The sequence below is a fragment of the Candidatus Ulvibacter alkanivorans genome, assembly GCF_003333325.1.
GTDB classification, from domain to species: Bacteria; Bacteroidota; Bacteroidia; order Flavobacteriales; family Flavobacteriaceae; genus Ulvibacter_A; species Ulvibacter_A alkanivorans.
In genome coordinates, this window is sequence record NZ_QOLC01000082.1 from 98,862 (window position 1) to 124,004 (window position 25,143).

General features: G+C 40.4%; 21 protein-coding genes. 11 read left to right on the top strand and 10 right to left on the bottom strand.

What is annotated here, in order from left to right; genetic code table 11:
• The first annotated feature begins 17 nt into the window (after window positions 1-17).
• From mreC to rodA, 4 genes are read left to right on the top strand one after another with little or no spacing between them, the layout of a single operon-like run.
• Entirely contained in the window at window positions 18-842 is an 825-nt protein-coding gene (gene mreC / locus DWA30_RS08295) for a rod shape-determining protein MreC (RefSeq protein ID WP_114492073.1), read from the top strand.
• The gene (locus DWA30_RS08300) at window positions 832-1,338 is read left to right on the top strand and encodes a rod shape-determining protein MreD (protein WP_114492074.1); all 507 of its coding nucleotides are present in this window, start codon (window positions 832-834) and stop codon (window positions 1,336-1,338) included. The genes mreC and DWA30_RS08300 overlap by 11 nt, the downstream gene beginning before the upstream one ends.
• 41 nt (window positions 1,339-1,379) lie before the next feature.
• Window positions 1,380-3,248 carry a penicillin-binding protein 2 gene (mrdA, locus tag DWA30_RS08305; protein ID WP_114492075.1) on the top strand — a complete coding sequence of 623 codons (1,869 nt, stop codon included), beginning with the start codon at window positions 1,380-1,382 and terminating at the stop codon, window positions 3,246-3,248.
• Window positions 3,248-4,504 carry a rod shape-determining protein RodA gene (gene rodA, locus DWA30_RS08310; protein WP_114492076.1) on the top strand — a complete coding sequence of 419 codons (1,257 nt, stop codon included), beginning with the start codon at window positions 3,248-3,250 and terminating at the stop codon, window positions 4,502-4,504. The genes mrdA and rodA overlap by 1 nt, the downstream gene beginning before the upstream one ends.
• 4 nt (window positions 4,505-4,508) lie before the next feature.
• Here rodA and DWA30_RS08315 read toward each other — a convergent pair whose 3' ends face one another.
• Genes DWA30_RS08315 through DWA30_RS08325 form a run of 3 tightly spaced genes read right to left on the bottom strand, consistent with a single transcriptional unit; the run spans window position 4,509 to window position 8,640 of the window.
• Window positions 4,509-5,318 (bottom strand): DNA/RNA non-specific endonuclease, encoded by an 810-nt coding sequence (locus DWA30_RS08315; protein WP_114492077.1) that lies wholly within the window; start codon window positions 5,316-5,318, stop codon window positions 4,509-4,511.
• 42 nt (window positions 5,319-5,360) lie between these two features.
• A complete protein-coding gene (locus DWA30_RS08320) occupies window positions 5,361-6,464 on the bottom strand; it encodes an ABC transporter permease (RefSeq protein WP_114492078.1) in 1,104 nt (367 codons plus the stop codon).
• A 49-nt stretch (window positions 6,465-6,513) separates the two neighbouring features.
• Complete coding sequence (locus DWA30_RS08325; protein WP_114492106.1) at window positions 6,514-8,640, bottom strand: carboxy terminal-processing peptidase; 2,127 nt, start codon at window positions 8,638-8,640, stop codon at window positions 6,514-6,516.
• A gap of 254 nt (window positions 8,641-8,894) precedes the next feature.
• On the opposite strand from DWA30_RS08325, the gene surE reads away from it, so the two are divergent.
• From surE to DWA30_RS08350, 5 genes are all read left to right on the top strand, one after another.
• Entirely contained in the window at window positions 8,895-9,674 is a 780-nt protein-coding gene (gene surE, locus DWA30_RS08330) for a 5'/3'-nucleotidase SurE (RefSeq protein WP_114492079.1), read from the top strand.
• A complete protein-coding gene (locus DWA30_RS08335; RefSeq protein ID WP_114492080.1) occupies window positions 9,671-9,961 on the top strand; it encodes a hypothetical protein in 291 nt (96 codons plus the stop codon). The genes surE and DWA30_RS08335 overlap by 4 nt, the downstream gene beginning before the upstream one ends.
• A gap of 1 nt (window position 9,962) precedes the next feature.
• Window positions 9,963-11,078, top strand: coding sequence for a lipid-A-disaccharide synthase (lpxB, locus tag DWA30_RS08340; protein ID WP_114492081.1), 1,116 nt, complete (start codon window positions 9,963-9,965; stop codon window positions 11,076-11,078).
• Window positions 11,079-11,156: 78 nt separating this feature from the next.
• Window positions 11,157-11,744: a C40 family peptidase gene (locus DWA30_RS08345; protein ID WP_114492082.1), complete on the top strand. Its 588-nt coding sequence runs from the start codon at window positions 11,157-11,159 to the stop codon at window positions 11,742-11,744.
• A gap of 61 nt (window positions 11,745-11,805) precedes the next feature.
• On the top strand, window positions 11,806-13,839 hold the full coding sequence (locus DWA30_RS08350) for a ComEC/Rec2 family competence protein (protein ID WP_114492083.1): 2,034 nt from the start codon (window positions 11,806-11,808) through the stop codon (window positions 13,837-13,839).
• A gap of 27 nt (window positions 13,840-13,866) precedes the next feature.
• Here the strand turns inward: DWA30_RS08350 and DWA30_RS08355 are convergent, their stop codons facing one another.
• The 3 genes from DWA30_RS08355 to DWA30_RS08365 form a co-directional block, all read right to left on the bottom strand.
• The gene (locus tag DWA30_RS08355) at window positions 13,867-14,400 is read right to left on the bottom strand and encodes a thioredoxin family protein (protein WP_114492084.1); all 534 of its coding nucleotides are present in this window, start codon (window positions 14,398-14,400) and stop codon (window positions 13,867-13,869) included.
• Window positions 14,401-14,483: 83 nt separating this feature from the next.
• A complete protein-coding gene (locus DWA30_RS08360; protein ID WP_114492085.1) occupies window positions 14,484-16,073 on the bottom strand; it encodes a peptide MFS transporter in 1,590 nt (529 codons plus the stop codon).
• A 30-nt stretch (window positions 16,074-16,103) separates the two neighbouring features.
• Complete coding sequence (locus DWA30_RS08365; protein ID WP_438829898.1) at window positions 16,104-18,311, bottom strand: S9 family peptidase; 2,208 nt, start codon at window positions 18,309-18,311, stop codon at window positions 16,104-16,106.
• Between the two features lie 139 nt (window positions 18,312-18,450).
• On the opposite strand from DWA30_RS08365, the gene DWA30_RS08370 reads away from it, so the two are divergent.
• Together DWA30_RS08370 and DWA30_RS08375 are read left to right on the top strand one after the other, a co-directional pair.
• Window positions 18,451-19,782: a hydroxymethylglutaryl-CoA reductase, degradative gene (locus DWA30_RS08370; protein ID WP_317048344.1), complete on the top strand. Its 1,332-nt coding sequence runs from the start codon at window positions 18,451-18,453 to the stop codon at window positions 19,780-19,782.
• The gene (locus DWA30_RS08375) at window positions 19,779-20,699 is read left to right on the top strand and encodes a GYDIA family GHMP kinase (RefSeq protein ID WP_114492088.1); all 921 of its coding nucleotides are present in this window, start codon (window positions 19,779-19,781) and stop codon (window positions 20,697-20,699) included. The genes DWA30_RS08370 and DWA30_RS08375 overlap by 4 nt, the downstream gene beginning before the upstream one ends.
• 49 nt (window positions 20,700-20,748) lie before the next feature.
• Here DWA30_RS08375 and DWA30_RS08380 read toward each other — a convergent pair whose 3' ends face one another.
• From DWA30_RS08380 to lptC, 4 genes are all read right to left on the bottom strand, one after another.
• A complete protein-coding gene (locus DWA30_RS08380) occupies window positions 20,749-22,845 on the bottom strand; it encodes a peptidylprolyl isomerase (RefSeq protein WP_114492089.1) in 2,097 nt (698 codons plus the stop codon).
• 195 nt (window positions 22,846-23,040) lie between these two features.
• Window positions 23,041-24,294, bottom strand: a complete 1,254-nt coding sequence (locus tag DWA30_RS08385; RefSeq protein ID WP_114492090.1) for a hemolysin family protein — start codon at window positions 24,292-24,294, stop codon at window positions 23,041-23,043.
• A gap of 60 nt (window positions 24,295-24,354) precedes the next feature.
• Window positions 24,355-24,558 (bottom strand): hypothetical protein, encoded by a 204-nt coding sequence (locus DWA30_RS08390; protein ID WP_114492091.1) that lies wholly within the window; start codon window positions 24,556-24,558, stop codon window positions 24,355-24,357.
• The gene (lptC, locus tag DWA30_RS08395; RefSeq protein ID WP_114492092.1) at window positions 24,548-25,141 is read right to left on the bottom strand and encodes an LPS export ABC transporter periplasmic protein LptC; all 594 of its coding nucleotides are present in this window, start codon (window positions 25,139-25,141) and stop codon (window positions 24,548-24,550) included. Before lptC ends, DWA30_RS08390 begins: the two co-directional genes overlap by 11 nt.
• Between the last annotated feature and the right edge of the window lie 2 nt (window positions 25,142-25,143).

Consider the following 25,143-nt stretch of genomic DNA (forward strand, 5'->3'; position numbering starts at 1 on the left):
AGTAAAGCCCTAACGAAGTGCAACAGATCATCTTTTTCTTTATTCGGAATAAAAACTTCTTGTTGTTCGGCTTGCTATTTATTATTGCCATCACCTTAACTATACGAACTCACTCCTATCATAAAAATACGTTTATTAGTTCAGCTAATTTTTTTAGTGGTGGAATCTACAATATAAAAAGTGAGGTCACCGGCTATTTTGGTCTAAGGACCGAGAATCAAAAATTGATGGACGAGAACATCCGATTACGTGAAACTATTGAAGGATTGCGTCGGAAAGAATCGGGTCCTGTATTAGACAGTACGATCCTCCCTTCACCCTATACGTATCGTTCGGCACGAGTGATCAATAATACCTATTCAAAAACTAGAAATTATATCACCCTAAACAAGGGCACTGCAGATGGGGTAGCCGTTGATCTTGGCGTTATCACAACCAAGGGTATTGTAGGCATTGTAAGCAATACCTCAGAGAATTTTAGCAGCGTTCAATCAATTTTAAATTTTAACAGTCAGATTAATGCAAAATTAAAGAAGACCGAACATTTTGGTTTCTTAAAATGGGATGGAAAGGATCCTAATACAGCGCAACTAATCCAAATTCCCAGGCTTGCCCCGTTAGTAGTAGGCGACACCATTGTGACCGGTGGAAAATCTACTATTTTTCCGAAGGGAATACTCATAGGCACCATCGAAGACTTTGAATTAGGTGATGATGACAGCTATATTATTGATGTCGCACTGTTTAACGATATGACGAATTTAAAATACGTTTATATTATTGAAAACAAACATTCGGAAGAGATCCTCCAATTAGAAACAGAAACCGAAGATGCAGAATAAGGAGATCTTTATCAATATCGTTCGGTTTATCGTATTACTACTGGTTCAGGTAATACTGCTGAACCATATTAATTTCCTTGGATACGTAAATCCGTATCTCTATATACTGTTTATTATCGTTTTCCCGTTTACCGGAAATAAATCCCTACTAATAATTCTAAGTTTTATACTCGGGCTCTGCATCGATATGTTTGCCGATTCGGGAGGGGTGCATGCGGCTGCCAGTGTATTCATTGCTTATATTCGCCCACTCTTGTTAAAGTTCTCTTTTGGTGTGAGTTACGAGTACAATATGGTAAAATTGAATAAAGTCCCATTAACCGAACGACTCACTTACATTTCGGGAATGGTAGTTTTACACCATATTATGCTTTTTTCTTTGGAAATTTTTAGCTTTTCACATATATTATTGATAGTAAAATCTACGTTATTTTCAGGGATATTTAGCATCATTTTGATACTGTGTACCTTGCTATTGTTTAGTAGGAAGAACTAGTGTTTACGCACCGACCGTTTTAGCTGAAAAGCTTATATGCTATGAGAAAATTATTATTACTTGCGATTGTCCTTATTACCGGTGTAGTCTTTGCCGGCAGGCTATTCTATTTGCAAGTATACGATACGTCGTTTAAAGCGCTTTCGGAAAACAATGCGGTAAAAGTGATCTATGACTATCCGCAGCGCGGTTATATCTTCGATCGAAACGGAAAATTACTAGTTAGCAATCAACCATCATATGACGTTATGGTGATCCCTAGAGAGGTAAAAGAGTTGGATACACTCGAATTTTGCAAGTTGCTAAATATCACCAAGGAACGATTTGAAAAAATACTAAAGGACGCCACCACCTATTCACCGCGACTGCCATCGCCGGTATTACCTCAGCTAACCAAAGAAGAGTACGCCTATCTTTCAGAAAAGATGTATAAATATGATGGTTTCTACATTCAGAAACGATCACTACGAGATTATGAGGTAGATCATTCGGCCAATGTACTAGGGTTTATTCGCGAAGTTGATAATCGAATTATAGAGAACAACCCCTATTACCAAATGGGTGAGCTTATAGGTGCACAAGGTGTCGAAAAACAATATGAAGAGGTTTTGCGCGGCGTAAAAGGTGTAAAGTATATTCAAAAAGATCGATTTAATCGTGACATAGGTCCGTTTAAAGATGGTATTTTCGACACACTGCCCGAGCGAGGCAAAGATATTACGCTAACGATTGACGCTACCCTTCAGAAATACGGCGAAGAATTATTTATCAATAAGCGTGGTGGCATTGTTGCCATTGAACCGGAAACAGGAGAAATTCTAGCATTGGTAACTGCACCAAATTACGACCCATCGTTGCTGGTAGGTCGCGAACGCTCCCAAAATTATACCCGCCTTTATTACGACAGTATTGCGAAGCCACTTTTTGATCGCGGACTTCAAGGTGAATATCCCCCGGGTTCACCTTTCAAGACACTCACAGGTCTTATAGGCTTGCAGGAAGGCGTTATAGACACTAAAGAGACTGTTTCGTGTTATGGAGGCTATGTGTATGGAAGAGGGCGTAAACTGGGTTGTCACAGCCACTATAGTCCTTTGGCCATGGTAAGCGGCATCGCTAATTCCTGTAATGCGTATTTCTGTACCGTGTACCGCAGGGCCATAGAAAAGTTCGATTCACCGCAGGAAGGGATCGACAATTGGAAAAAACACTTGTCCAGCTTTGGCTTAGGTGATTTTATGGGTTACGACCTACCAAGCGGTCGTCCGGGACTTATTCCAAGTTCCAACTACTACAATAGAATGTATGAGTACCCAAAATACAACTGGTACGCTACAGCTACCATCTCGAACGCCATTGGACAAGGTGAAGTGATACTCACACCTATGCAAATGGCTAATTTTACTGCCGCAATCGCTAATCGCGGCTGGTATTACAAGCCACATGTTATAAAGAATATTAATACTGTAGATACGATTCCAAGCGAATACACCGAAAAATACATTACCACCATCGATCCGGAACATTTTGAGCCCGTCGTAGAAGGCATGTTCGATGTGTACAACAGAGGTACGGCTGCCCATTTACAAGTACCGGGTATCGAAATTTGTGGAAAGACGGGAACTGCAGAGAATTTTGTACGAATAGACGGAAAACGCATGCAGCTCACCGACCACTCGATGTTTGTAGCCTTTGCACCAAAAGACAATCCCAAGATCGCCATTGCTGTCTTTGTCGAAAACGGGTATTGGGGAGGACGCTGGGCCGGACGTATTGCCAGCTTAATGATAGAAAAATATCTGAAAGGAGAAATTACACGCACCGATCTGGAAGAATATGTCCTAAATGGAAGTTTACTGGACGAGTACGCAAAACCATATAGCGGTGAGCCGTTTACAATTAATAAATAATGTCGCAAAGCAGAGGACTACTTAAATTCGATTGGCTTACTATAATTTTATACGCTGTTTTGGTAGCAATCGGATGGATGAACATCTATTCGGCCTCTCTAAGTGAAAGCGCCCAAGGTTTCTTCGATTTTAATCAGATATACGCCAAACAACTTCTTTGGATCTGTTTAAGTGTAGTACTTATCGTTTTTGTACTCGCCATTGAAGCGAAATTTTACGAACGCTTCTCAAGTATTATTTATATTGCTGCTCTTGTCTCTTTACTCGGTTTGTTTGTCTTCGGAAAAACTATCTCTGGAGCAACTTCTTGGTATGTATTTGGTGGGGTGAGTTTACAACCTAGTGAATTCGCCAAAGCCGCTACTGCATTAGCACTGTCTAAGTATGTTAGCGACATCCAGACCAACATGAGCACTTTTAAGGATCAGCTTAGGGCTTTTCTTATTATACTGTTGCCTGCTATTTTTATCGTGCCACAGCCCGACCCCGGTAGCGCATTAATTTATGCAGCATTTATATTCCCATTGTATCGCGAAGGACTTCATTTTCTGTATTTACTGTTAGGGTTCTTTGCCGCCGCACTTTTTATTTCCACCCTGGCGATAGGCGTAGTTTGGGTTACCCTCGCAGTGATCTTGATCGCCGGACTTATTTATTTAAAGAATCGAAAAAAGAAACCCAAGCTATTTAGATATTTTGTTATTGTGATCGCCTGTATTGCATTTGCCTTTTCCGTAAACTATATATTCGAGAACATCTTTGAGCAACGACATAGGGATCGTTTCAATATTGTTTTGGGAAAAGAAACAGATGCCAAGGGAATTGGCTATAATACCAATCAAAGTGAGATCGCCATAGGAAGTGGCGGATGGACCGGGAAAGGGTGGACGCAAGGAACCCAAACCAAAGGAAATTTTGTTCCCGAACAACACACCGATTATATTTTTAGCACCGTAGGCGAAGAATGGGGTTTTATAGGTAGTGTGGTCGTGATCCTACTCTTCGTCGGATTAATTCTACGAATCCTAATATTAGCCGAGCGACAAAAAAATCAGTTTAGTAGGGTCTATGGCTATAGTGTAGCTGCAATTATATTTTTACACTTTTTTGTAAACGTAGGTATGGTTACCGGGTTATTTCCAACGGTCGGGATTCCTCTGCCCTTTTTTAGTTACGGTGGCTCGGGCCTATGGGGCTTTACAGTGTTGCTATTTATTTTTGTGCGATTGGACGCTTCAAATTACTATTACACCTAACTACTTACCACCATCCAGTGGTACGTACTGTACTCTCTAAGGCATGTTGTTGTTCTTCTGAAAACTTCGGAAAGAAATCGATACCTGTAGCAGTTTCGATCGTATCGATGGGTACTACGAAATCTCGATACGACTTGTTCGTTGGTTCATTAGGAATAAGGAATGCAATTGCAGCAGTATCTCCTTCCGAAGCATCCATCACAATTTTATAGAAATATTTGGGTACCGCTACCTTTTCTATCCCAATGGTAGGCAGATCTGAGGTTAAGACGCCTCCGGTAATAACATACACACCCTCTTTCTTTTTAGCCCAATAACGCGTTCGTTTTTCGAGATAATTCCAAACCCCGCTGTTGAACTCGTGATTTTGCGGACTAATATTACTGGTTAAGAAAGTCTCATGATAGGCTTCATAAGAAAATCTACGATCTCCGGCAGGACAAAGGTGACCTCGGTCATAACCCGAATTCTTATAACTTCTCCAGTGCGCCGATTTCGTAGAAACACTTCGATCTTCTACGAACTTTGGACGATCAAATTCGTTATAAGATAAATGAGATTTGAGTAATGGATAGGCAACCCATTCGGCTTGCTCGTGCGCTTCAGAATAGGACAAACTAAAATAAGTGTGATGAACCACCGCATTGGTAGTACTGCTAGGCAATAACGATGTATCAAATTCGTCTGAACTTGGTTTAACTACCTCATTCGTAGTATCCGGATAGGCTTCTTCTTGTGTATCGACATACTTTTCGGCATAAAAAAGTCCGACAATTAGAATAACCGTAAGGAAGGGGTAAATATATTTTCGCATGATTGTTATAAAGTACACAAAGCTATTCAAATTTCACAGGACCTAAGCTCTTACATCCAGCGCATCTCGCATCGCATTTCCAATTAGCATAAAAGCCGTTACAAGACTCATAATAGCTAATCCGGGAATAATAGCAAGATAGGGCTTGCCCAAAATGATATAAGCGTAATGATCTTTAATGATCCCACCCCAACTTGGCATAGGCGGCTGTGCCCCTATTCCCAAAAAACTAAGCCCGCTCTCGATCAAGATGGCTGCGGCAAAATTAGCCGCCGAAATAATAATCACCGGTGCCATGGCATTGGGCAAAATATGTTTGCTTATAATCCGTAGATCCTTATATCCCAAAGCACGTGCGGCTGTAACATATTGCATCTGTTTTACACCTAAAACTTGCCCTCGCACCACCCTTGCTACTTCCACCCACATTGTAAGCCCTACTGCGATAAATACTTGCCAAAATCCTTTTCCAAGTGCCAAGGTAATAGCGATAACTAACAGCAATGTGGGTATGGACCAAGTCACATTTATAATCCACATGATGGCAGCATCTACCTTCCCACCAAAATATCCTGCCAAGGCTCCCATTGTAATCCCTATTACTAGTGAGATAAATACCGCAACAAAACCGATGGCGAGTGAAATTCGGATACCAATAAGCATCCTACTTAACAGGTCACGACCGTATTTATCGGTGCCAAGTATAAATTTTTCTTCTGCTATGTATTGCTTCGGAATGTCCTCTACAGAAGCAGCTTTTGGAAAAGCGGACAGCGGGTAGGTCTTTTGAAGTCCGTCCGTTCCATCTGAAGTGTACTCGGTGATCGCTATTCCATCCTCGGTAAGACGGTATGAAGTAATGGGTACTTCGGTGTCGGCATTCTTACTTCCGAAGAAAAAGACAGAGACAGCCGATTCTTGTGCTACCGCTGTTGGCACGGTTAACATGGTTGTTGTAAATCCCGGCGGTTTAGAATGAATCGACAAATGCATCTGATTGGCATTTCGAGAGCTGTCCGGAGCCAATACATACGCAAAAATTGCCAGCAACACGCAAATACCTAAGAACACCAAACTAAAAACGCCCCAAAAGTTCTTTAAAAACTTTCGAAGCGCAATTTTTGTTAAAGATGTTGCTTTTTTCACACTACGAAAATAAGCAATTTCCTATTTACCGCCTTGTGAAAAGCGTCTACTAATTCTTTAGATCGGCTACTTTGCCATTTCTAATATTATTCACTTTTAAGTCTTCTAAAACATTCACTGCCTCTTCGACATAGATGTCTTTTGCAAGACTTTTATGCCAACGCTTTCTCTTTTCGCGTAAGGTAGTGTCTTGCTTCATTAAAGCAACTTCATTAGGGAGAGAGCGATAGCTCAACTGATTATCATAATCCTCGATCGCCTTGAACTTGTCGGTTTCATCTTTTCTGCGTTCGATCTCTGCAGTGTAGGTGTCGTAATTCAAGCTTACTATCATTTCATCACGCTGTTTTTTGATCCAGCGAGCATTTTCTTCGATCAAGGCCAATTGTTCGCTCTTGGCCATTCGCGCTTTGCTCTTGGCGATGGTTTCATCAAAATCAATATACCCATCCCAAATGTCGTAATCGGCCGCTTCGATCTTATCGTAGGGTAACGGATTGTCATAATCGCGTTCACCAACATCGATATAGCTGTATCTATCCGGCATGACAACATCGCTCTTAACACCTTCAAGTTGTGTAGAACCACCATTTATACGATAGAATTTTTGGGTGGTCAATTTTAGTGCACCCATATCTCCCATATCGTTCTTACGAAGCCATTGGTTAAGGTCGATCAAATTTTGAACGGTTCCTTTTCCGTATGTTTGCTTGCTTCCTATTACGATGGCACGCTTGTAGTCCTGCATGGCAGCTGCTAAGATCTCTGAAGCAGATGCAGAAAGTTCATTCACCAGGATCACCAACGGGCCGTCCCAAACGACTTCATCATTGGTATCTTCTAATACTTCTTTTCGTGTCCCACTAGATGCTACTTGAACTACAGGTCCTTCTTTAATAAATAACCCTGCGATATCTACTGCAGTTGTCAAGGATCCACCGCCATTATCACGTAGGTCTAAGATCAAACCTTCCACCCCTTCGTCTTTTAGGCGAAGGATTTCTTTTTTAACATCGCTGGCAGCATTACGTTTTTTATAATCCTGCATATCGAAGTAAAATTGTGGCAAGTTAATGAGGCCATATTTCTTCTCTTCCTTATCGATAACCGTTGTTTTGGCATAGGTCTCTTCTAATTCGACCACATCTCGGGTAATCACTTCTTCTTCTATAGTTCCGTCTACTCGTTTTATCGTTAAGGTAACTTTAGAACCTTTAGGTCCTTTAATAAGTTGTACTGCATCATCTATACGCATACCAACAATACTTACCGCCTTGTCTTCATCTTCCTGCTTTACTTTCAGAATAACATCCCCAACTTCAACATGCTCACCTCTCCATGCCGGACCTCCACTAATTACTTCCACAATACTGATATAGTCGTTCTTTTTCTGTAAACGAGCACCTATACCTTCTAATTTACCCGACATGCGCAGATCGAATCGATCGCGATCCGGCGGCGCAAAATAATTAGTATGAGGGTCGAATTCTTCAACGATGGTCGTAAGGTATACTGCAAAATAATCTTTGCGTTCTAAGTCGTCTGTAAATTCAAAATATTCTTTAAGTGAAGTACGTGTTTGGTCTCTTGCTTTTTCTTCAAGTTCAGCTTTTGATTTAGGTTCCTCATCTGTTTCTGCCTCATTTCCATTGCTTTCTACAAGGTCGTAGTAACTGGAAATGGTCGAAAATTTCAATTGTTGTCTCCAGCGTTCTTTTAATTCTTCCTTAGAAGAAACATAATCGATCGTATCGTAGTCTACATTAATCGATTCGTTTGCTGTATAATCGAACGGGGTATCGAGTACCTCTTGATAAATTTCTTTAGAATTCTCCATGCGTTCCATAAAACGCTCGAACACTACATTAAAGAAAGTAAGGTCCTTTTCTTTTAACTGATCATCGATTTCGGTCCTATAGACACTGAAGTCCTCAATGTCGGATGCATAAAAATAGCGTTTAAGCGGATCCAACCCTTCGATGAAGTCGGTATAGACACCTTCTGAAAAAGCATCGTCCATATCGGCCGGATTGTAATGTCCTTTCTGAAGTACATAGGTGATCAAATCAACTAGGAGCTTATCTTTATCGGGATCGTTAAATTCTTTGGTGGTAAAACTGCAAGAGGCAGCTGCTACAAATACTGCTAAAAACAGTACTTTAAAATTCTTCAACATAATACGCATAATAATCTTCTTAATTAGAGTCTCCTAAATTATATAAAAAACCGTGCCAACCAATGGTATTGGTACTAATATTTTGTTAAACCAATAGTCAAGGAGTTACTGTGGTATAACGCATTTTCTGCCATATTAGTTTATATCTTAATTAATTAGTGGCACGCTGCTAATTTCTTCGGAAAAAGTATCGTTTCAATCTATTCCAGATTAAAAATTAATAAGTGTATTTTTGTCTATAGAATTACGCACGTATGGCCAAGAAAAAACCACTCATATTAGTAACTAACGACGACGGGATCACCGCACCGGGAATTCGGGCACTCATTGAAGTCATGAATACCATTGGAGAGGTGTTGGTCGTAGCTCCAGATTCACCGCAAAGCGCAACGGGACATGCCATCACCATAAATGACACCCTCTATTTCGACACCGTAAAAACAATTGAAGGATCGCCACAAAAAGAATACAGCTGTAGTGGTACGCCGGTAGATTGTGTGAAATTTGCCGTAAATGAAATTTTAAAACGCAAACCGGATCTTTGTGTTAGTGGGATAAATCACGGGAGCAATTCGTCAATAAACGTCATTTACAGCGGCACAATGAGCGCCGCCGTGGAGGCAGGAACCCTCGGGATTCCTTCCATCGGTTTCTCCCTTTTAGATTACTCTATGAATGCCGATTTTGAACCCACCAAGAAATTTGTGAAGTCGCTAGCATTGCAATGTCTTAAAAACGGGCTACCTAAGGGCGTAGTGCTTAACGTAAACTTTCCGAAGTTATCAGAAAAAGAGATAAAAGGGATAAAAGTATGTAGACAAGCCAATGCCCACTGGGAAGAGCAATTCGACAAACGCACCAATCCGTTAGGCCGTGATTATTACTGGTTAACCGGTGAATTTGTGAATGAGGACAAGGGAGAAGACACCGACGAATGGGCGTTAAAAAACGGCTTTGTATCTGTGGTTCCAGTTCAATTCGATCTTACGGCTCATCATGCTATAAAAGAAATTAACACCTGGGAGCTATCATGAAAAAGCAGATCGCAAAACAAATTGTTATTGGGTTTTTAATTGGATTGGTCGCCAATGTTGCTGGCTGTTATTTGTATATCTATTTTTTTTCTGAATATCCATTCGAGGAAACATTAGAACTCGCCCAACAAGAAGGCGTGTTAGGAAATATTATTGCCTTAGGGGCATTACTCAATCTAGCCGTGTTCTTTATATTTCTGAAGAAAAAACGCTATTACCGAGCACGCGGTGTATTGTTGGCCACGTTAGCAGCCGCGATATTTATCCTTATCACCAAATTCTACTAATATGAAATACTATCTCATTGCGGGAGAAGCCTCGGGAGATCTGCATGGTGCGAATTTAATAAAGGCACTGAAAAAGCAAGATCCTGCGGCTACGTTTCGGTTTTGGGGAGGTGATCTCATGGAGGAAGCAGGCGGCACCTTGGTAAAACATTATCGCGAATTAGCCTTTATGGGATTTATTGAGGTGGTCATGAACTTACGTACCATACTTCGCAACATTTCATTTTGTAAAAAAGACATTAGTGCGTTCGATCCCGATGTGATCATTTTTATCGATTATCCCGGATTTAATCTTAGAATTGCAAAGTGGGCAAAAGCGACCCGATATAAAACGCATTATTATATATCGCCGCAAATTTGGGCATGGAAAGAAGGGCGTATTAAGAGCATTAAGCGTGATGTGGATGCTATGTACGTGATTTTACCTTTCGAAAAGGATTTCTATGAAAAGAAGCATGACTTCCCAGTACATTTTGTAGGACATCCTCTTATTGATGCCATCTACGACCGAAAACAAGTAAACCCTTCCGAATTTCGTCGCGAACTTGGTCTCGATGACCGACCAATTATAGCACTGCTACCAGGGAGCAGAAAACAAGAGATCTCGAAAATGCTTTCGGTCATGCTTTCGGTGGTAACCGATTTTTCACAATACCAATTTGTAATTGCTGGAGCTCCCAGTCAGGAGGCTTCATTCTACCAACCGTATATCAAAGAACAAAATGTTCATTTGTTGTTGAACCGTACCTACGATCTGCTAAGCGTATCGTATGCGGCCTTGGTCACATCCGGTACAGCTACCTTAGAAACCGCCCTTTTCAAAGTACCACAAGTGGTGTGTTACAAAGGCAGCCGAATCTCATATGAGATCGCCAAACGCGTAATTAACTTGAAGTACATATCGCTGGTCAATCTCATATTGGACAAAGAAGTGGTCACCGAATTGATCCAAACCGAATTCAATGCGAAACGACTTAAAGCGGAATTGAACGCTATCTTAGACGATTATAAACGCGCCACGCTATTTCTCGATTATTACGATCTTGAAAAAAAACTTGGTGGTCGAGGCGCAAGTGAAAAGACCGCATCCTTGATCGTTGAGAAACTTAATACATAGGTTTTTCTGTATTTGCTTCGGAATGTTCAAATTAAAGAAGCAAAAAATTTATTACATTTAGCCAAACCAAGTCAGTGCATGAAAAAATTCCTACTACTTTCATTTCTCATTGTGTTCTTAGCTTCATGTGGGGGAGCAAAAAAGACAAGAACGAAAACTATTATCGTCAATTCTGACGGAAAGCCCAATAGAACCCGTACGATCGAAAAGCGAAAGAAAGACAAGAGTCTCGTCATTACTACGACCGAAGCAGACGAAGTTATTACAGCCGAAACCAACAAAAGCAAGTTAGAAAACATAATCGATTATGCCAAGACCTTCGAAGGCACTCGTTATAAATTTGGCGGCACCACCAGATCGGGTATGGATTGCTCCGGACTGGTTTATACCGCATTTCATCATGAAAATGTGATCATTCCACGTGTGTCTAGAGATATGGCCACCAAAGGACAGCGCATTTCACTTTCCGAAGTAACCAAAGGCGATCTCCTTTTTTTTAAGACCAATCCGCGACGTAATGCCATTAATCATGTTGGTTTGGTAATCGAATCTGAAGATGGTGAAATTAAATTCATTCATTCTACAACCTCAAGAGGAGTCATTGTGTCCTCTATCGAAGAACGATATTGGAAAAATGCGTTCGTAGAGGTGCGCCGAATTATTTAAAAAATGTATCTTTAACTATCCGATTCCCCGGTTGATTTGAGTTTATCTTAATTCAATTGGAATGCGATTCATTAATTATGCGGTAGTACAATTCTCTCTGTGTTTTGCCTTTGGAATTGGTCTAGCACACACGCTACCGCCCATCACTTTTTCTCCTTTCTATCTTGTCCTGTTCTGTTTAGCCATACTTATTATTGCTTGGTGGCATGCTAGAACACAGCTATTCCCTAGCCTTTTCTTCGGAATAGTAACTTGGATCTCCTTTGTAGTACTGGGATATAGCAACTATGTGTTACGCACCCCCATACAACAAAGTGATCACTATACCCGACATGTGATTGACCACACTCACCAGAGCCTACAAGTAAAGATCACCGAAATAGTAAAGCCCGACCGATTCAATTTCAAATACATAGCCGAAGTCTCGGCCGTGGCTAACAAACGCACCTCGGGATTGCTACTTTTAAATCTTCAGAAAGAAGGTAGCATGGCAACATTCAACATCGATGATGTTTTGTTGGTATCAGCAATGGTCTCAGATATCCCAACGCCATTAAATCCGTCGCAATTCGATTATGCAGCCTATATGCGAACACTTGGCGTTCACGGTCAGATTAGGATTAGGATGCCAGAGGTATTGAGCAAAAAGCGTGGCGCGCCCACCCTTCGTGGGCGCGCCGAATTATTGCGCTCCAATATAATTACCAAATTGAGAGGATCCTCTATTCCCGCAGATGAACTGGCTATTATTCAAGCATTAGTATTAGGCCAACGCCAAGATATAAGCAAAGAACTTTACAGCGATTACGCCGCAGCAGGAGCTATTCATATCTTAGCGGTGTCGGGACTACACGTAGGTATTTTATATGTACTATTATTGACACTTTTTCGCCCACTTACGTATGCTAAATACGGTCGAACAATTCGGGTGGTCTTCATTATTGTTTATTTATGGGGTTTTGCCTTTATAACAGGAAATTCCCCTTCGGTGACACGTGCTGTTAGTATGTTTACCTTTTTTGCGTTTGCTACGCTCATTGAGCGCAACACGAATTCGATCAATACCTTGTTCTTGTCGTTTTTTGTATTGTTGATCCTCAAACCGAACTGGTTATTTCATGTTGGCTTTCAATTAAGCTATTTAGCCGTCTTCTTTATTTTATGGATACAACCTAAACTTTATTCTTATTATCGTCCAAAATGGTATCTCGATAAAATGATCTGGGGGATCATTACCGTTACGATCGCAGCCCAACTAGGGATCGTACCCCTTAGCTTATATTACTTCCATCAATTTCCCGGTTTGTTCTTTATAACCAATCTTGTGGTAATTCCATTTTTAGGATTGCTCCTTGGTCTTGGAATTTTATTGGTACTACTTGCTTTAATGAACTTTTTACCGGATTCGGTTGCTACGCTGTACGGACAGATCATCGAAAAACTAAACGATTTTATTCGATGGGTCGCCGCTCAAGATGACTTCCTTTATACCGACATTCACTTTTCGATAGGAGAAGCATTGGGCAGTTATCTGCTGCTTGCCTCGCTTATCTTATGTTGGAAACAGTTAAGTAGCAGGACGCTCTCCTTTGTATTATTTAGTACGTTGTTTTGGATTTCGATACAGGTATACGAGTCGTTTCGTTCTTCGGAAAATGAACTAGTGATCTTTCAGAAGAACAGAACAACGCTAATTGGCGTTAAACACAATAAGAGACTTCGACTCTTTCAGAAAGACACTATAAAAAGCAATAGGAACACCTACCCTGTTAAAAGTTATCGAGTGGAAAAAAATTGTTCTGAGATCACTTCCGAAGTAATCCCTACTATTCTTCGCTATAATAATAGTACGATACTACTTATTGATAGTTTATCTGTAGTTCCAAAAAATTTGATTGCACCTATAGATGTGTTACTGCTAACCGATAGTCCGAAAATCAATTTGGAAACTGCCATTCAATTAATACGACCGGCAAAGGTCGTTGCAGATGGGAGTAATTATCACAGTTTTGTAAACCGTTGGAAAGAAACATGTAAAAAAGAAAAGCTCCCATTTCATCATACTGCTGAAAAGGGAGCCTTCGTCTTAGAGTAGTGAAACACTTAACTAAAAACCCTACTCTTAGAATGTACCTTTAAAATTTTCTTGATATTCTTCCCATGCTTTCATGGTCGTTAGTTCCTTATAATCATCGCTTGCGATCATCTTTAAATAGATCTCTAAATCCTGTGGTGACTTATACCCGGGAATCGCTTGAATCAAAGCGCCGTCATCGGCAAAAAACACCAAACTGGGATATCCACTTAAGCGCAATGCATCTGCAAAGAAATGGGTGGCATTACGGCCTTTACGCTCCGGCTGATAATTCGGATTGGTATACGTAAAATCTTGATAGGTGATCTCTTCGTTACCTTCCGCATTGAATTTTACCGCATAGAAATTATCATTGATAAAATTGATCACGTTCTTATCGCTAAAAGTGTTTTTATCTAATAGCTTACATGGGGTGCACCAAGTCGTATAGACATCCATGAAGATCTTCTTTGGTTTGGTTTGTTGTGCCGCTAATGCCTCGTCCATCGTCATCCAATTGATCTTTTGCGCGGACACCATGCTCATACTAAGCAGCGCGACAAAAAGTACTACTATTCTCATTGATACTGTTTTAATTTTCAATTATATGCAACAAAAAACGTTCCACACTACATGGAACGTTTTTTTGCTTTTTCTATTGTGTTCTATCGTATTCCGTGCATCATTCTTAACAATGTTCGGTTTAGAATTAACATTACGATACCGGCAGTAACCGGAACCAATGTAAAGATCAAAAAGAAAGTTGTCATACCGTATTCCTCAACAATAGGGTCGATATAGCTTCCAGTAAATCCGGCAGCTAGATTTGCGATGAAATTCGACACAAACCATACACCGAACATAAGTCCCACTAATTTGATAGGTGCCAACTTACTTACATAAGAAAGTCCTACAGGAGATACACACAGTTCTCCTAGGGTATGGAACAGATACGCTAAGATCAAGAAGATCATACTCACAGAAGCTGTTTTTGCTCCAAGTGGAATACCTAATGAACCGTACGCTAAGATTCCAAATCCGAGCCCTAACAAAATTAAACCGATCGCAAATTTGACCGGACCGGTAGGATTATACTTGCTCTCCCACAATTTTGAGAAAAGTGGAGCAAATGCGATAATAAAGAATGAGTTTAAGATTCCGAACCACGAAGCAGGTACTTCGGGTGTTGGATCAGCAAACTGACGTGCTAACATCCAAATTACAATTCCCCAAATGATCACAAAACTTGTACCTAAGAGAATATTGGAAAGCGAATATTTCGCAAAGGTTTGCTTAAATAATAAGCCCAATACCCATGTTATGATCAACATAGGCACTACGGTGAGTAAAGTATTAAATATCTTAAAGATCAATGCACCATTGTCTACTAATACACGGTCGGTATAATCTTTAGCAAAGATGGTCATCGAACCACCGGCTTGCTCGAATGCCCACCAGAAGAAAATGGTAAAGAAGGCAAGTACTCCAATTACGATCAATCGGTCACGAGTTACTTTAGATCGTTTTGCCTCATCCATGGTATCTTCGATCGCTTCTTGCGCTTCTTCGACTGAATCTTCAATCGCGTCAAAATCTTTAGTTCCTTTAGGTGAAAGTCCTATTCTTCCGAAGATCTTTTGTGCAAAATAAAATTGAAGCATTCCGAAGAACATAAAAATTCCGGCAAGACCGAAGCCATAATGCCATCCTACTTTTTCTCCAATATATCCACACAATAGAATTCCTAAGAACGCACCGGCATTAATACCCATATAAAAAATGGTATAACCTGCATCTTTTTCTTTTCCTTGGGTTTTGTACAACTGCCCTACCATAGAAGAAATATTCGGCTTAAACAGTCCGTTCCCCACAATTAAAAGACCCAAGCCCAAATAAAAGAAGGGATCTGATATCACCTCCAAGGCCATAGAGGCATGTCCTAGGGTCATCAACAAAGCACCAAGCACCACGGCTCGACGATAACCCATAATTTTATCGGCTATCAATCCTCCAAAAATTGGAGTTACATACACCAATCCTGTGTACCATGCATATAAAACCAGCGCATCGGCTCGTTCCCAGCCCCAGCCGCCTTCATCGAAGATAGCCGACACTAAAAATAATACTAGCAATGCACGCATTCCGTAGTAAGAGAAGCGTTCCCACATTTCGGTGAAGAACAGTACGAATAGACCCGATGGATGGCCTAGTACAGTCTTTTGATTGGTTTCAGAACCTCCAAATTTAAATTCCATATAAAGTGATGTTAGTTAATAAAGTTGTTATTAATTCTTGATTTTTAGTAATGTCTCTTTGGGCTCACCCAAAGATTCTGCAATAAAATCGGTCATTTTCTTATAGAGATGTAAACGCGTATTTCCGCCATAGATCCCATGATTCTTGTCCGGATAGATAAGCCAATCGAAATCTTTATCGGCTTGAACCAGTGCTTCTATTAAACGCATGGTATTTTGAACGTGTACGTTGTCATCGGCACTTCCGTGTACCAATAGAAAATCACCCTCTAATTTATCGACATGCGTAATAGGTGAGTTCTCATCATATCCTGTTGGATTCTCCTGAGGGGTCGTCATATAACGTTCGGTATAGATGGTATCATAGAATCGCCAGCTAGTTACTGGAGCAACTGCGATGGCCATAGCGAAGGTGTCGGCACCTTGAAAAAGGCAATTGGAAGACATAAAGCCTCCATAGCTCCACCCCCAAATACCAATTCGATCTGCATCTATATACGGAAGTGCTCCTAGTTGTTGCGCTGCGCTTATTTGATCTTCTACTTCGTATTTTCCAAGTTCTTTTTGTGTGACTTGTTTAAAATCACTGCCCTTCAACCCGGTACCACGACCATCGACACAAACAATAATATATCCTTGCTGCGCTAGCATTTGATGCCAATAATCATTGGTTCCATTCCATCGGTTAGCAACTTGTTGGGACCCAGGACCTGAATATTGATACATAAAAAGCGGATACTCTTTATTAGGATCAAAATCTTTTGGCTTGATCATGTACATATTCAAATCATTCCCATTTACGCGTATGGTCGAAAATTCTTTAGGAGATAGCACATAATCATTTAATTGATCTTTCAATTTTGAGTTGTCCTTTATCTCACGTAACAGTTTCCCTGTCTTAGAATCATGTAAAGTATAGGTATAAGGTGTTTCGGTATCTGAAAATGTATTGATAAAGTATGTGTAATCGGCACTAAATGAGGCACTGTTGGTACCCGTTCTATTGCTAAGTCTAACTTTGTTCTTCCCAGATCGCAAAATAGAATACACATCGCGATTTATACTTCCGTTCTCCGAACTTTGGTAATAGATGCGACCAGTATTTTGATCGAACCCATAAAAATTGGTCACTTCCCACTCGCCGTCTGTGATCTGATTGATAAGCTTTCCGTTCTTGTCGTAGTGGTAAATATGATTCCATCCGCTCTGTTCACTGGTCCAGATAAAGCTATTATCGTTCAGAAAAGTTAAGTTATCAGTAATATCGATATACGCATCATCTGTTTCTTCAAGAATTAATTGGGTCGAATTGTCCTGGGCATTCACAAAGACCAGATCAACTACATTTTGGTGCCGATTCGTTAATTGTGCACTTAAAATATTACTGTCGTTGGTCCATTTAATTCTAGGGATATAGTAGCTGTTGTAATCGCTCAAATTAATAGCGTTGGTCTTACCGGTTGCCAGATCATAGATATGCAACGAAACCTTAGCATTAGGATCGCCTGCCTTTGGGTATTTAAACACCTGTTGGGTAGGGTACAATCCTTCCTTGTATACATCCATAGAGAATCGAGGCACCTCCGTTTCATCAAATTTGATGTAGGCCAACTTATCGCCTGCCCTGTTCCAATCGAAAGCACGTACAAAAGCAAATTCTTCTTCATACACCCAATCGGTAATTCCGTTAATGATGCTGTTTTTCTTCCCGTCTGTAGTGATCTGAATTGTCTTTCCGTCGGAAAGGTCCTTGATATATAGATTGTTCTCGTAACCATAGGCTACTTTAGTACCATCTCTCGTAAATGTCGGCTCCTGAATTTTATTTTCTGAAACTAGGGTGAGTGCTTTTGAGTTCAGATCATACACATAAAATGTACCAAGCGAAGATCGTCTATAGATCTGCTGAAGCTGTGTAGAAAGCAACAGCTTGGATTCATCATCACTAAATTCGTAGGAGATTATATATTCGATCCCCGGAAGGTCGTTCGTATTTAAAAGTGTCTGTACTTTCTCCCCATCGGTATAGTTATAGACATCGATGGTCGAAGCTTTGTTGGTTCGGTCATAATTCAAAACCGAGTACTGAGTACCATTATCGAGAGAGCGCAAAACATCTAAGCCTTCTGTACGAAAAGCACCACCCCAAATTTCCTCTAATGTAATTTCCTTTTGTTGTGCAAAAAGCGAAGAACTCGCAATTAGAAAGAGCACAACTATTCGTGTAAGAACTTGTATCTTCAAAGTGTTAAAATTTTAATACGCCAAGTTTACTAAATTTTAACGAAAATACAGTTAGGTTTTATGTTAAATACGGCTATTTTGTTAGCAACTTGACTGCAAACAGCTTGTTTAGAAATACTATCTTTGTGATTCAATTTTAAGACGTATGTCGAAACCTGTTTCTGGATTCTCAAAAAAAAATAAGGAAGAAAAAATTCAATGGCTCATTGAAAACTATCTTGTTGATGTTCCAAATGCCCGTGAACTGCTAACTTCATATTGGCATACCAATCCCAAGACACAAGGACTTCACGATGATTTTATAGAGAATACCCTAACCAACTATTACCTTCCATTTGGCGTAGCACCTAATTTTTTGATCAATGGTACCTTGTATGCTTTGCCAATGGTGATCGAGGAAAGTTCGGTCGTGGCCGCCGCCGGAAATGCCGCCAAATTCTGGTTAGATCGCGGCGGATTTAAAGCAGAAGTGATCTCGACAGAAAAGAATGGGCAAATTCATTTCAATTACTTCGGAAAGAAAACAGCACTTGAGACCTTCTTCGAATCGGTTCAACCAGAATTACTGGAAAGTATTGAGCATATTCAAAAGAATATGAAAAAAAGAGGTGGTGGATTAATCGATCTGGAGCTCATCGATGGCACTGAAACACTTGAGGGCTACTATCAAATACACTGTAGATTCGAAACAGGAGATGCTATGGGTGCTAATTTCATCAATAGTTGTTTGGAAGCCATCGCTGCGAGGTTTGAAGAAAAAGCGCAAACACATGCTGCCTTTCTTTCAGAAGACACCCTCCCGGAGGTAGTTCTCAGCATACTGTCTAACTATGTGCCCGAATGCCGAGTGCGAGCAGAAGTTAGCTGCAATGTATCCGCCTTAGGCAAAACAGAACAGGAAGGAATTACTTTCGCACAAAAGTTCGTGCGCGCAATCGAGATCGCCAAATCGGAAACGAGACGAGCCGTAACACACAACAAAGGAATAATGAACGGTATTGACGCCCTTATACTGGCTACCGGTAACGACTTTAGAGCCGTGGAAGCCGGAGTTCATGCCTATGCAGCTCGAAACGGGTATTACAGCAGTTTAACACACGCAAAGATTGAAGATGGCATCTTTACTTTCTGGATCGAATTACCGTTGGCCTTGGGGACCGTTGGCGGTCTAACAAGTCTTCATCCTATGGTGAAGCTAGCATTTTCGATCTTACAAAAACCCAATGCCAAAGAACTGATGCAAATTGTAGCTGTTGCCGGACTTGCTCAAAATTTTGCGGCAGTGCGGTCCTTGGTTACTACCGGAATTCAAAAAGGACACATGAAAATGCACCTCATGAATATTTTGAATCAGTTGGAAGCAACCACCAACGAAAAAGCCGCAGCGATCGCTCATTTTGCAGACCATAGTGTTTCTCACGCCAATGTCACGGCATTTATCAATTCTCATAGAAATTCGTCTTGAACAAACAGTTTTACAGTAATGGAAAGTTATTGCTCACCGGCGAATATGTAGTTTTAGACGGTGCTGTTGCTTTAGCGATCCCTACTAAATACGGTCAATCACTATCGATCACTGCTTCGGAAACGAATACGCTTCAATGGAAAAGTTTAGATGAAAAAGACGCCATCTGGTTTCAAACCACCTTTACCTTTGATGAAATTGCTTCCGAAGAAATCCATACAGCCCATTTAGAAGATGCGTCCTCTAAACGCGCTACCTTGCTCAACATATTACAGCAAGCAAAGCAATTAAATCCCGACTTCCTTTCAGAAAATAAAGGCTATACCATTAGCACCTCATTGAATTTTCCTAGGGACTGGGGATTGGGCACCTCTTCTACCTTAATTAACAATATTGCGCAATGGGCAGAGGTTAATGCGTTCGAGCTCTTAGAGCGTAGTTTTGGCGGCAGCGGCTATGATATTGCAGCAGCAGGTGAGGATGGTCCTTTTTTATACAAGCGTGCGACACCGCCAGTCGTAAAAAGCGTGCATTTACCTTGGGGTTTTTCAACATCTTTATTCTTCGTGCACTTAAATCGGAAGCAAGATAGCAAAGCAGGGATCAACCACTACCGACACGCTTCGGTAAAGTCAAGTACGATCCAGCGTATTTCAGATATTAGTCAGAAGTTATTATTGTGCTACACCTTAAGCGATTTTGAGCAACTAATAGTGGCGCACGAACGCTTAGTTTCCGAAGCCATTCAGCTTCCCACCATTAAGGAACGATTCTTTTCTGATTATCCAAACGCAATAAAGAGTCTAGGAGCTTGGGGCGGTGATTTTATACTTGCGATTGGTGATATGGACGCTATGGACTATTTTAGGAAAAAAGGCTTTACTACCATTATCCCATTTTCTGAGATGATCAAATAAAAAAAGCCGCTAAATTCGTAGCGGCTTTCTTAAATACTTTATTCAACGACTAGTAAAAACTAGCGCGATTATCTTCTATATCGGCATTTTCTCTTAGCGCCTGATGAACTTTTGTGTTCATCTGCGGAACAACAGTCGCATTTAGTTGATTCGCGTACGAAGCGTAATTATCTAGGTCTGGAGCCTTGTTAATGGCTAATACACGCACTTTAAAAACTCCGGATTTCCCGTTGATAAGATCGGTGGTCTCTCCCGCTTTCTTTCCGAAGGCAGCACCCACAACTTTTGGTTCGCTACCCGCGCCCGGGATGGTTGGAGCAGCTAAAGTTAATGCTGTAGCGTTCTGTACCTGTACATTTTTATTGTTCGCTATTTCTTGTAAGCTCGTACCGCTAATAGAAGCACGAATCTTCTCTGCTTTCTTCTTGTTACGAATAATTGGAATTACTTTAGAAGACGCTTCTGCCACACTCATCAAGCCTGCTTCACTTTTACGCGTAAGTTGCACGATGGCATACCCATTGGCCGTGTTTTCTTTAGTGATATCGCCTACTTTAGTGTCTTCATTAAAGGCCCAAGTAACAATTCCACGATTGGTCCCAATTCCGGGAATATTCGCATCCAGCTCACCAATTTTATTTACAGGCTTGGCTTGCAAGTTCTGTTCTTTGGCTACTTCGGAAAAATCACCTTCTCGTGCTGCTTCTTCGAAGCGCGCTGCTTTAGAGAATGTATCATTCAATGTATTTTCTGAAGCTTCAATATCTTTAGAAACAGTAGCGATCTTAGCAACCGGCTGCATGTTCTTTTGTCCTTCGATCTCGATCACATGATATCCGAAATTCGATTTAACCACACCAATATCACCGGTCTCTCCTTCGAACGTAAAATCTCTAAATGCCGGCACCATCATATTGTAAGTAAACCAATCGTAATGTCCACCTCTTTCAACGCTTCCTTGATCTGAAGACATTGCGGTAACGATCTCCGGAAATTTAGATCGATCGCCACGTACTACGCGTAAAATACTATCGGCAGCAGCTTTGGCCTGGGCATCATTTCTAGTAATACTGTCGGTTGGATTTAATCCAATTGGGATCAAAATATGGCGAGCCTCAACCGAATCTGGTAACTGACGGCGTTCTATTAGTTTTGTAAGGTTAAAACGGTTGTCGGTTTGGTATGGACCGTAGATCTCACCTTCGTTCATAGTAAAGATCGTGTCGCTAATGGCAGGCGGCAATTCTCTTTTGTATTGCCATCTACCAACATACGTACCATCGGAATATTCATTTACAAATTCTTCGTTATCGGTTGTGTTTCTAAATCCAACGAGAGAATCACCTCGCTCCACACGATCGTCCAACAAGGCTGTGATGGATGCACGTGCTTCTTGGATGTCACTTTCTGAAGGTTCTTCAGAAAAAAGAACATATTGAATATCCACTTGAGCGTCTACTTGAAACTCGTTTGGATGTGCTTCTACATATTCCTTGATCTCGGCATCACTCACCGGTACATCGGTATCGGCTATAGAAGTGTAAGGAATTTGAACATACTCGATATTGATCTTGTCGTTCTCAAAACGATATTGACGTTCGCCTTCAGCTAAGGTAGATACTAAACCACCTTTCACCATGTTTAAATAGGTTTGTTCTAGTACGGTTTGTTCTATACTACGAAGGTTATTTTGCCAAAAGCTATACAATTGCTCGTTTTGTTTAATGCTAGCCATGTATTCATTAAGCTTGGCACGACTAAACTGTCCGTTTGCATCCGTAAAATTCTGATTGGCCCCTAAATACTGGGCGTAGGCGGCATTTAATTGATCGGCACCAACACGAAGGCCTAATTCGTTGTATTGTTCTTTTAACAACGTACTTCTTATTTCACGTTCCCAAATTGTATTTACAGCTTGCGTAGAAGTGATATTAGGTCCCACTTGCTTTTCGTAAGCATCTACTTTCTCGGCAAACTCCTGACGAGAAATTTCGGTACCATTTACGGTCGCAATCGTGGTTTGCGATTTATCGGAAGAAAATCCGCCGTTTCGGATTACATCGGCCAATACAAAGGAAAATAATGCCAATGCAATGATGATGATTAAAAATACGGATCGTTGTCTAATTTTACTTAATACTGCCATCTGTCGTTCAAATTTATACTAGTTTGTTCACGCTACCGCAAACAATACGTTTAACGTTCTTCTCTCCAAAGCCCTATCTGGTAATTAAACCTTGCTTTGTAGGGTTTTTTCAATTTATTTTAGTGGGCGAAAATAGCATTTTCCCTTCACTAATAAAAGGTTCATTTTAAAAAAAACGGTCAATTGTGTAAAAAACTAATCTTCGGGTCTGCTTTTTAGCTCTATTAGCTCGATTTTGGTGTTAGAGACTTCCAATACTTTTAAGGTATAATTCTCTATTTCAACCGTTTCATTTTGCTCTGGGATGCCCTCGGTAAAACTTACGATCATTCCACCCAGCGTTTCGTAGTTCTCGCTCTCGGGTAGATCTAATTTATAGGTCTCATTAACATAATCTACTTCCAGTCTTGCGGAAAAAGTAAAGTGTTCCTCTCCAATTTGGTCTTCGATCAAGGCAATAGAATCGTGTTCATCTTCAATTTCTCCGAACAGCTCTTCTATAATATCTTCTACGGTCATTATACCCGAGGTTCCTCCATACTCATCGATTACCACTGCAATACTTTGTCGTTTTTTAGATAAGATGTTTAAGACATCTTTTACCAACATGGTTTCGGGCACAAATACCACCGGCATTAGTACTTTTTTGATCGCTGTTGGTTTTTTAAACAATTCGAACGAATGTACATAACCTAAGATGTCGTCAATATTGTCGTTATATACTAATATTTTAGACAAGCCCGTATCGGTAAACAGTTTGCTTAGTTCTTTAGGAGTGGTATCAATGTCGACGGCCACTACTTCTGTTCTAGGGATCATGACCTCTCTTGATTTTACTTCGGAAAAATCTAAGGCATTTTGAAAGATTTGGATTTCGCTGTCTAATTCTTCCGTTATTTCAACCGTTTCCATTTGTTCGCTAATGTAATTTCCCAATTCCAATTTACTAAAACTTAACTGTACGTTATCCCCTTGGGTCTTAAAGAATACCTTTAATACCAGATCGGAGATCCAGATCACAAATTCAGAAATAAAAGAGAAGATTACATAAAAAAAGTAAGCCGGGACCGCGAAGATCTTAACCAAATTGTTGGCATAAATCTGAAAGAACACCTTTGGAAGAAACTCGGCAGTAAGTAAAATTACCAAGGTCGAAATAATAGTTTGCACCAGTAGACCGGTAAAGCCTGCAATGGGAATATATTCCATGAGCAAATCACCCATAAAGAAACCGTAGATCACCAATGCGATGTTATTCCCAACCAGCATCGTAGCGATAAATTTAGAAGGCCTACGAGTGATCTTCTTTAGAATTCCGGCTAGAAAATTATTCTGTTTTTTTTCAATCTCGATATGGATCTTGTTGGACGAAACATAGGCGATCTCCATTCCTGAGAAGAAAGCAGAAAAAAGTAACGACAAGATGATTATAAGGATGCTGTAGTCCAAGGTATCGAATTAAAACTAACGACCTACTGTCGTACGATAAAGGTACAAAATTAGAATATACTACTGATCTCCTTTTCTACGCTCTTCAATTCTTTTTCGGAAGCCTCGTTTAAAAAAGAACATAAAGATGGCCACGACCGTAAAGAAAGCGAACAAATACGCACGTGTTCTGTTCGTGGTCCAATTCTCATATACCAAATAAGCTGCAAAGACAGCCATAACGATATATGCGTATTCAAAAAGTTTATAAATTTTAGTTCCCATTGTCTAATTGATCTGTTTCTGAAAGTTGTTCAGACTCTATGATTTGCACTCCTTGATTTCCCATTGATAAGAAGGTAGTAAAATCTTGGTTGGAATCAAAACGGATTCCGTTGTTATAAGAGCCATCCTTAAATTTTATTTGATAGGGTCTATCGGTAAACACCCATTCATTTTTTTTATCCCAATACAATTGCTCGGCTCGCAACACCATACTATCGCTAGTTCTTAACACCACATTATCACGTAGATCGATAAGATCGGTATTTATGTAACTAATGGCATAGTCTGCCGTTACAGTACTGCGTTGATTCTTCTCATCCCAAAAGCGTACTTCTACACCCTGCGGAAACTCTTGATATGCGAAAGAAAGGTTTGAATAATCTTTCATGTATGGAGTTATAAGATTTGAAGTAACTCTTCCCGAATCGGTATATTTTAAGTTCACTCCTCTTCCCTCCATGATTGGAGCGTTGTCTGCTAAATTAAGTTGCTGTATGTTTTTATAATTTCCCTCACATGCAAAAAGCGCGACAACACTACAAAGTGTTATCACGCTTTTTATCATATGTGCTCTAAAAGTCATTC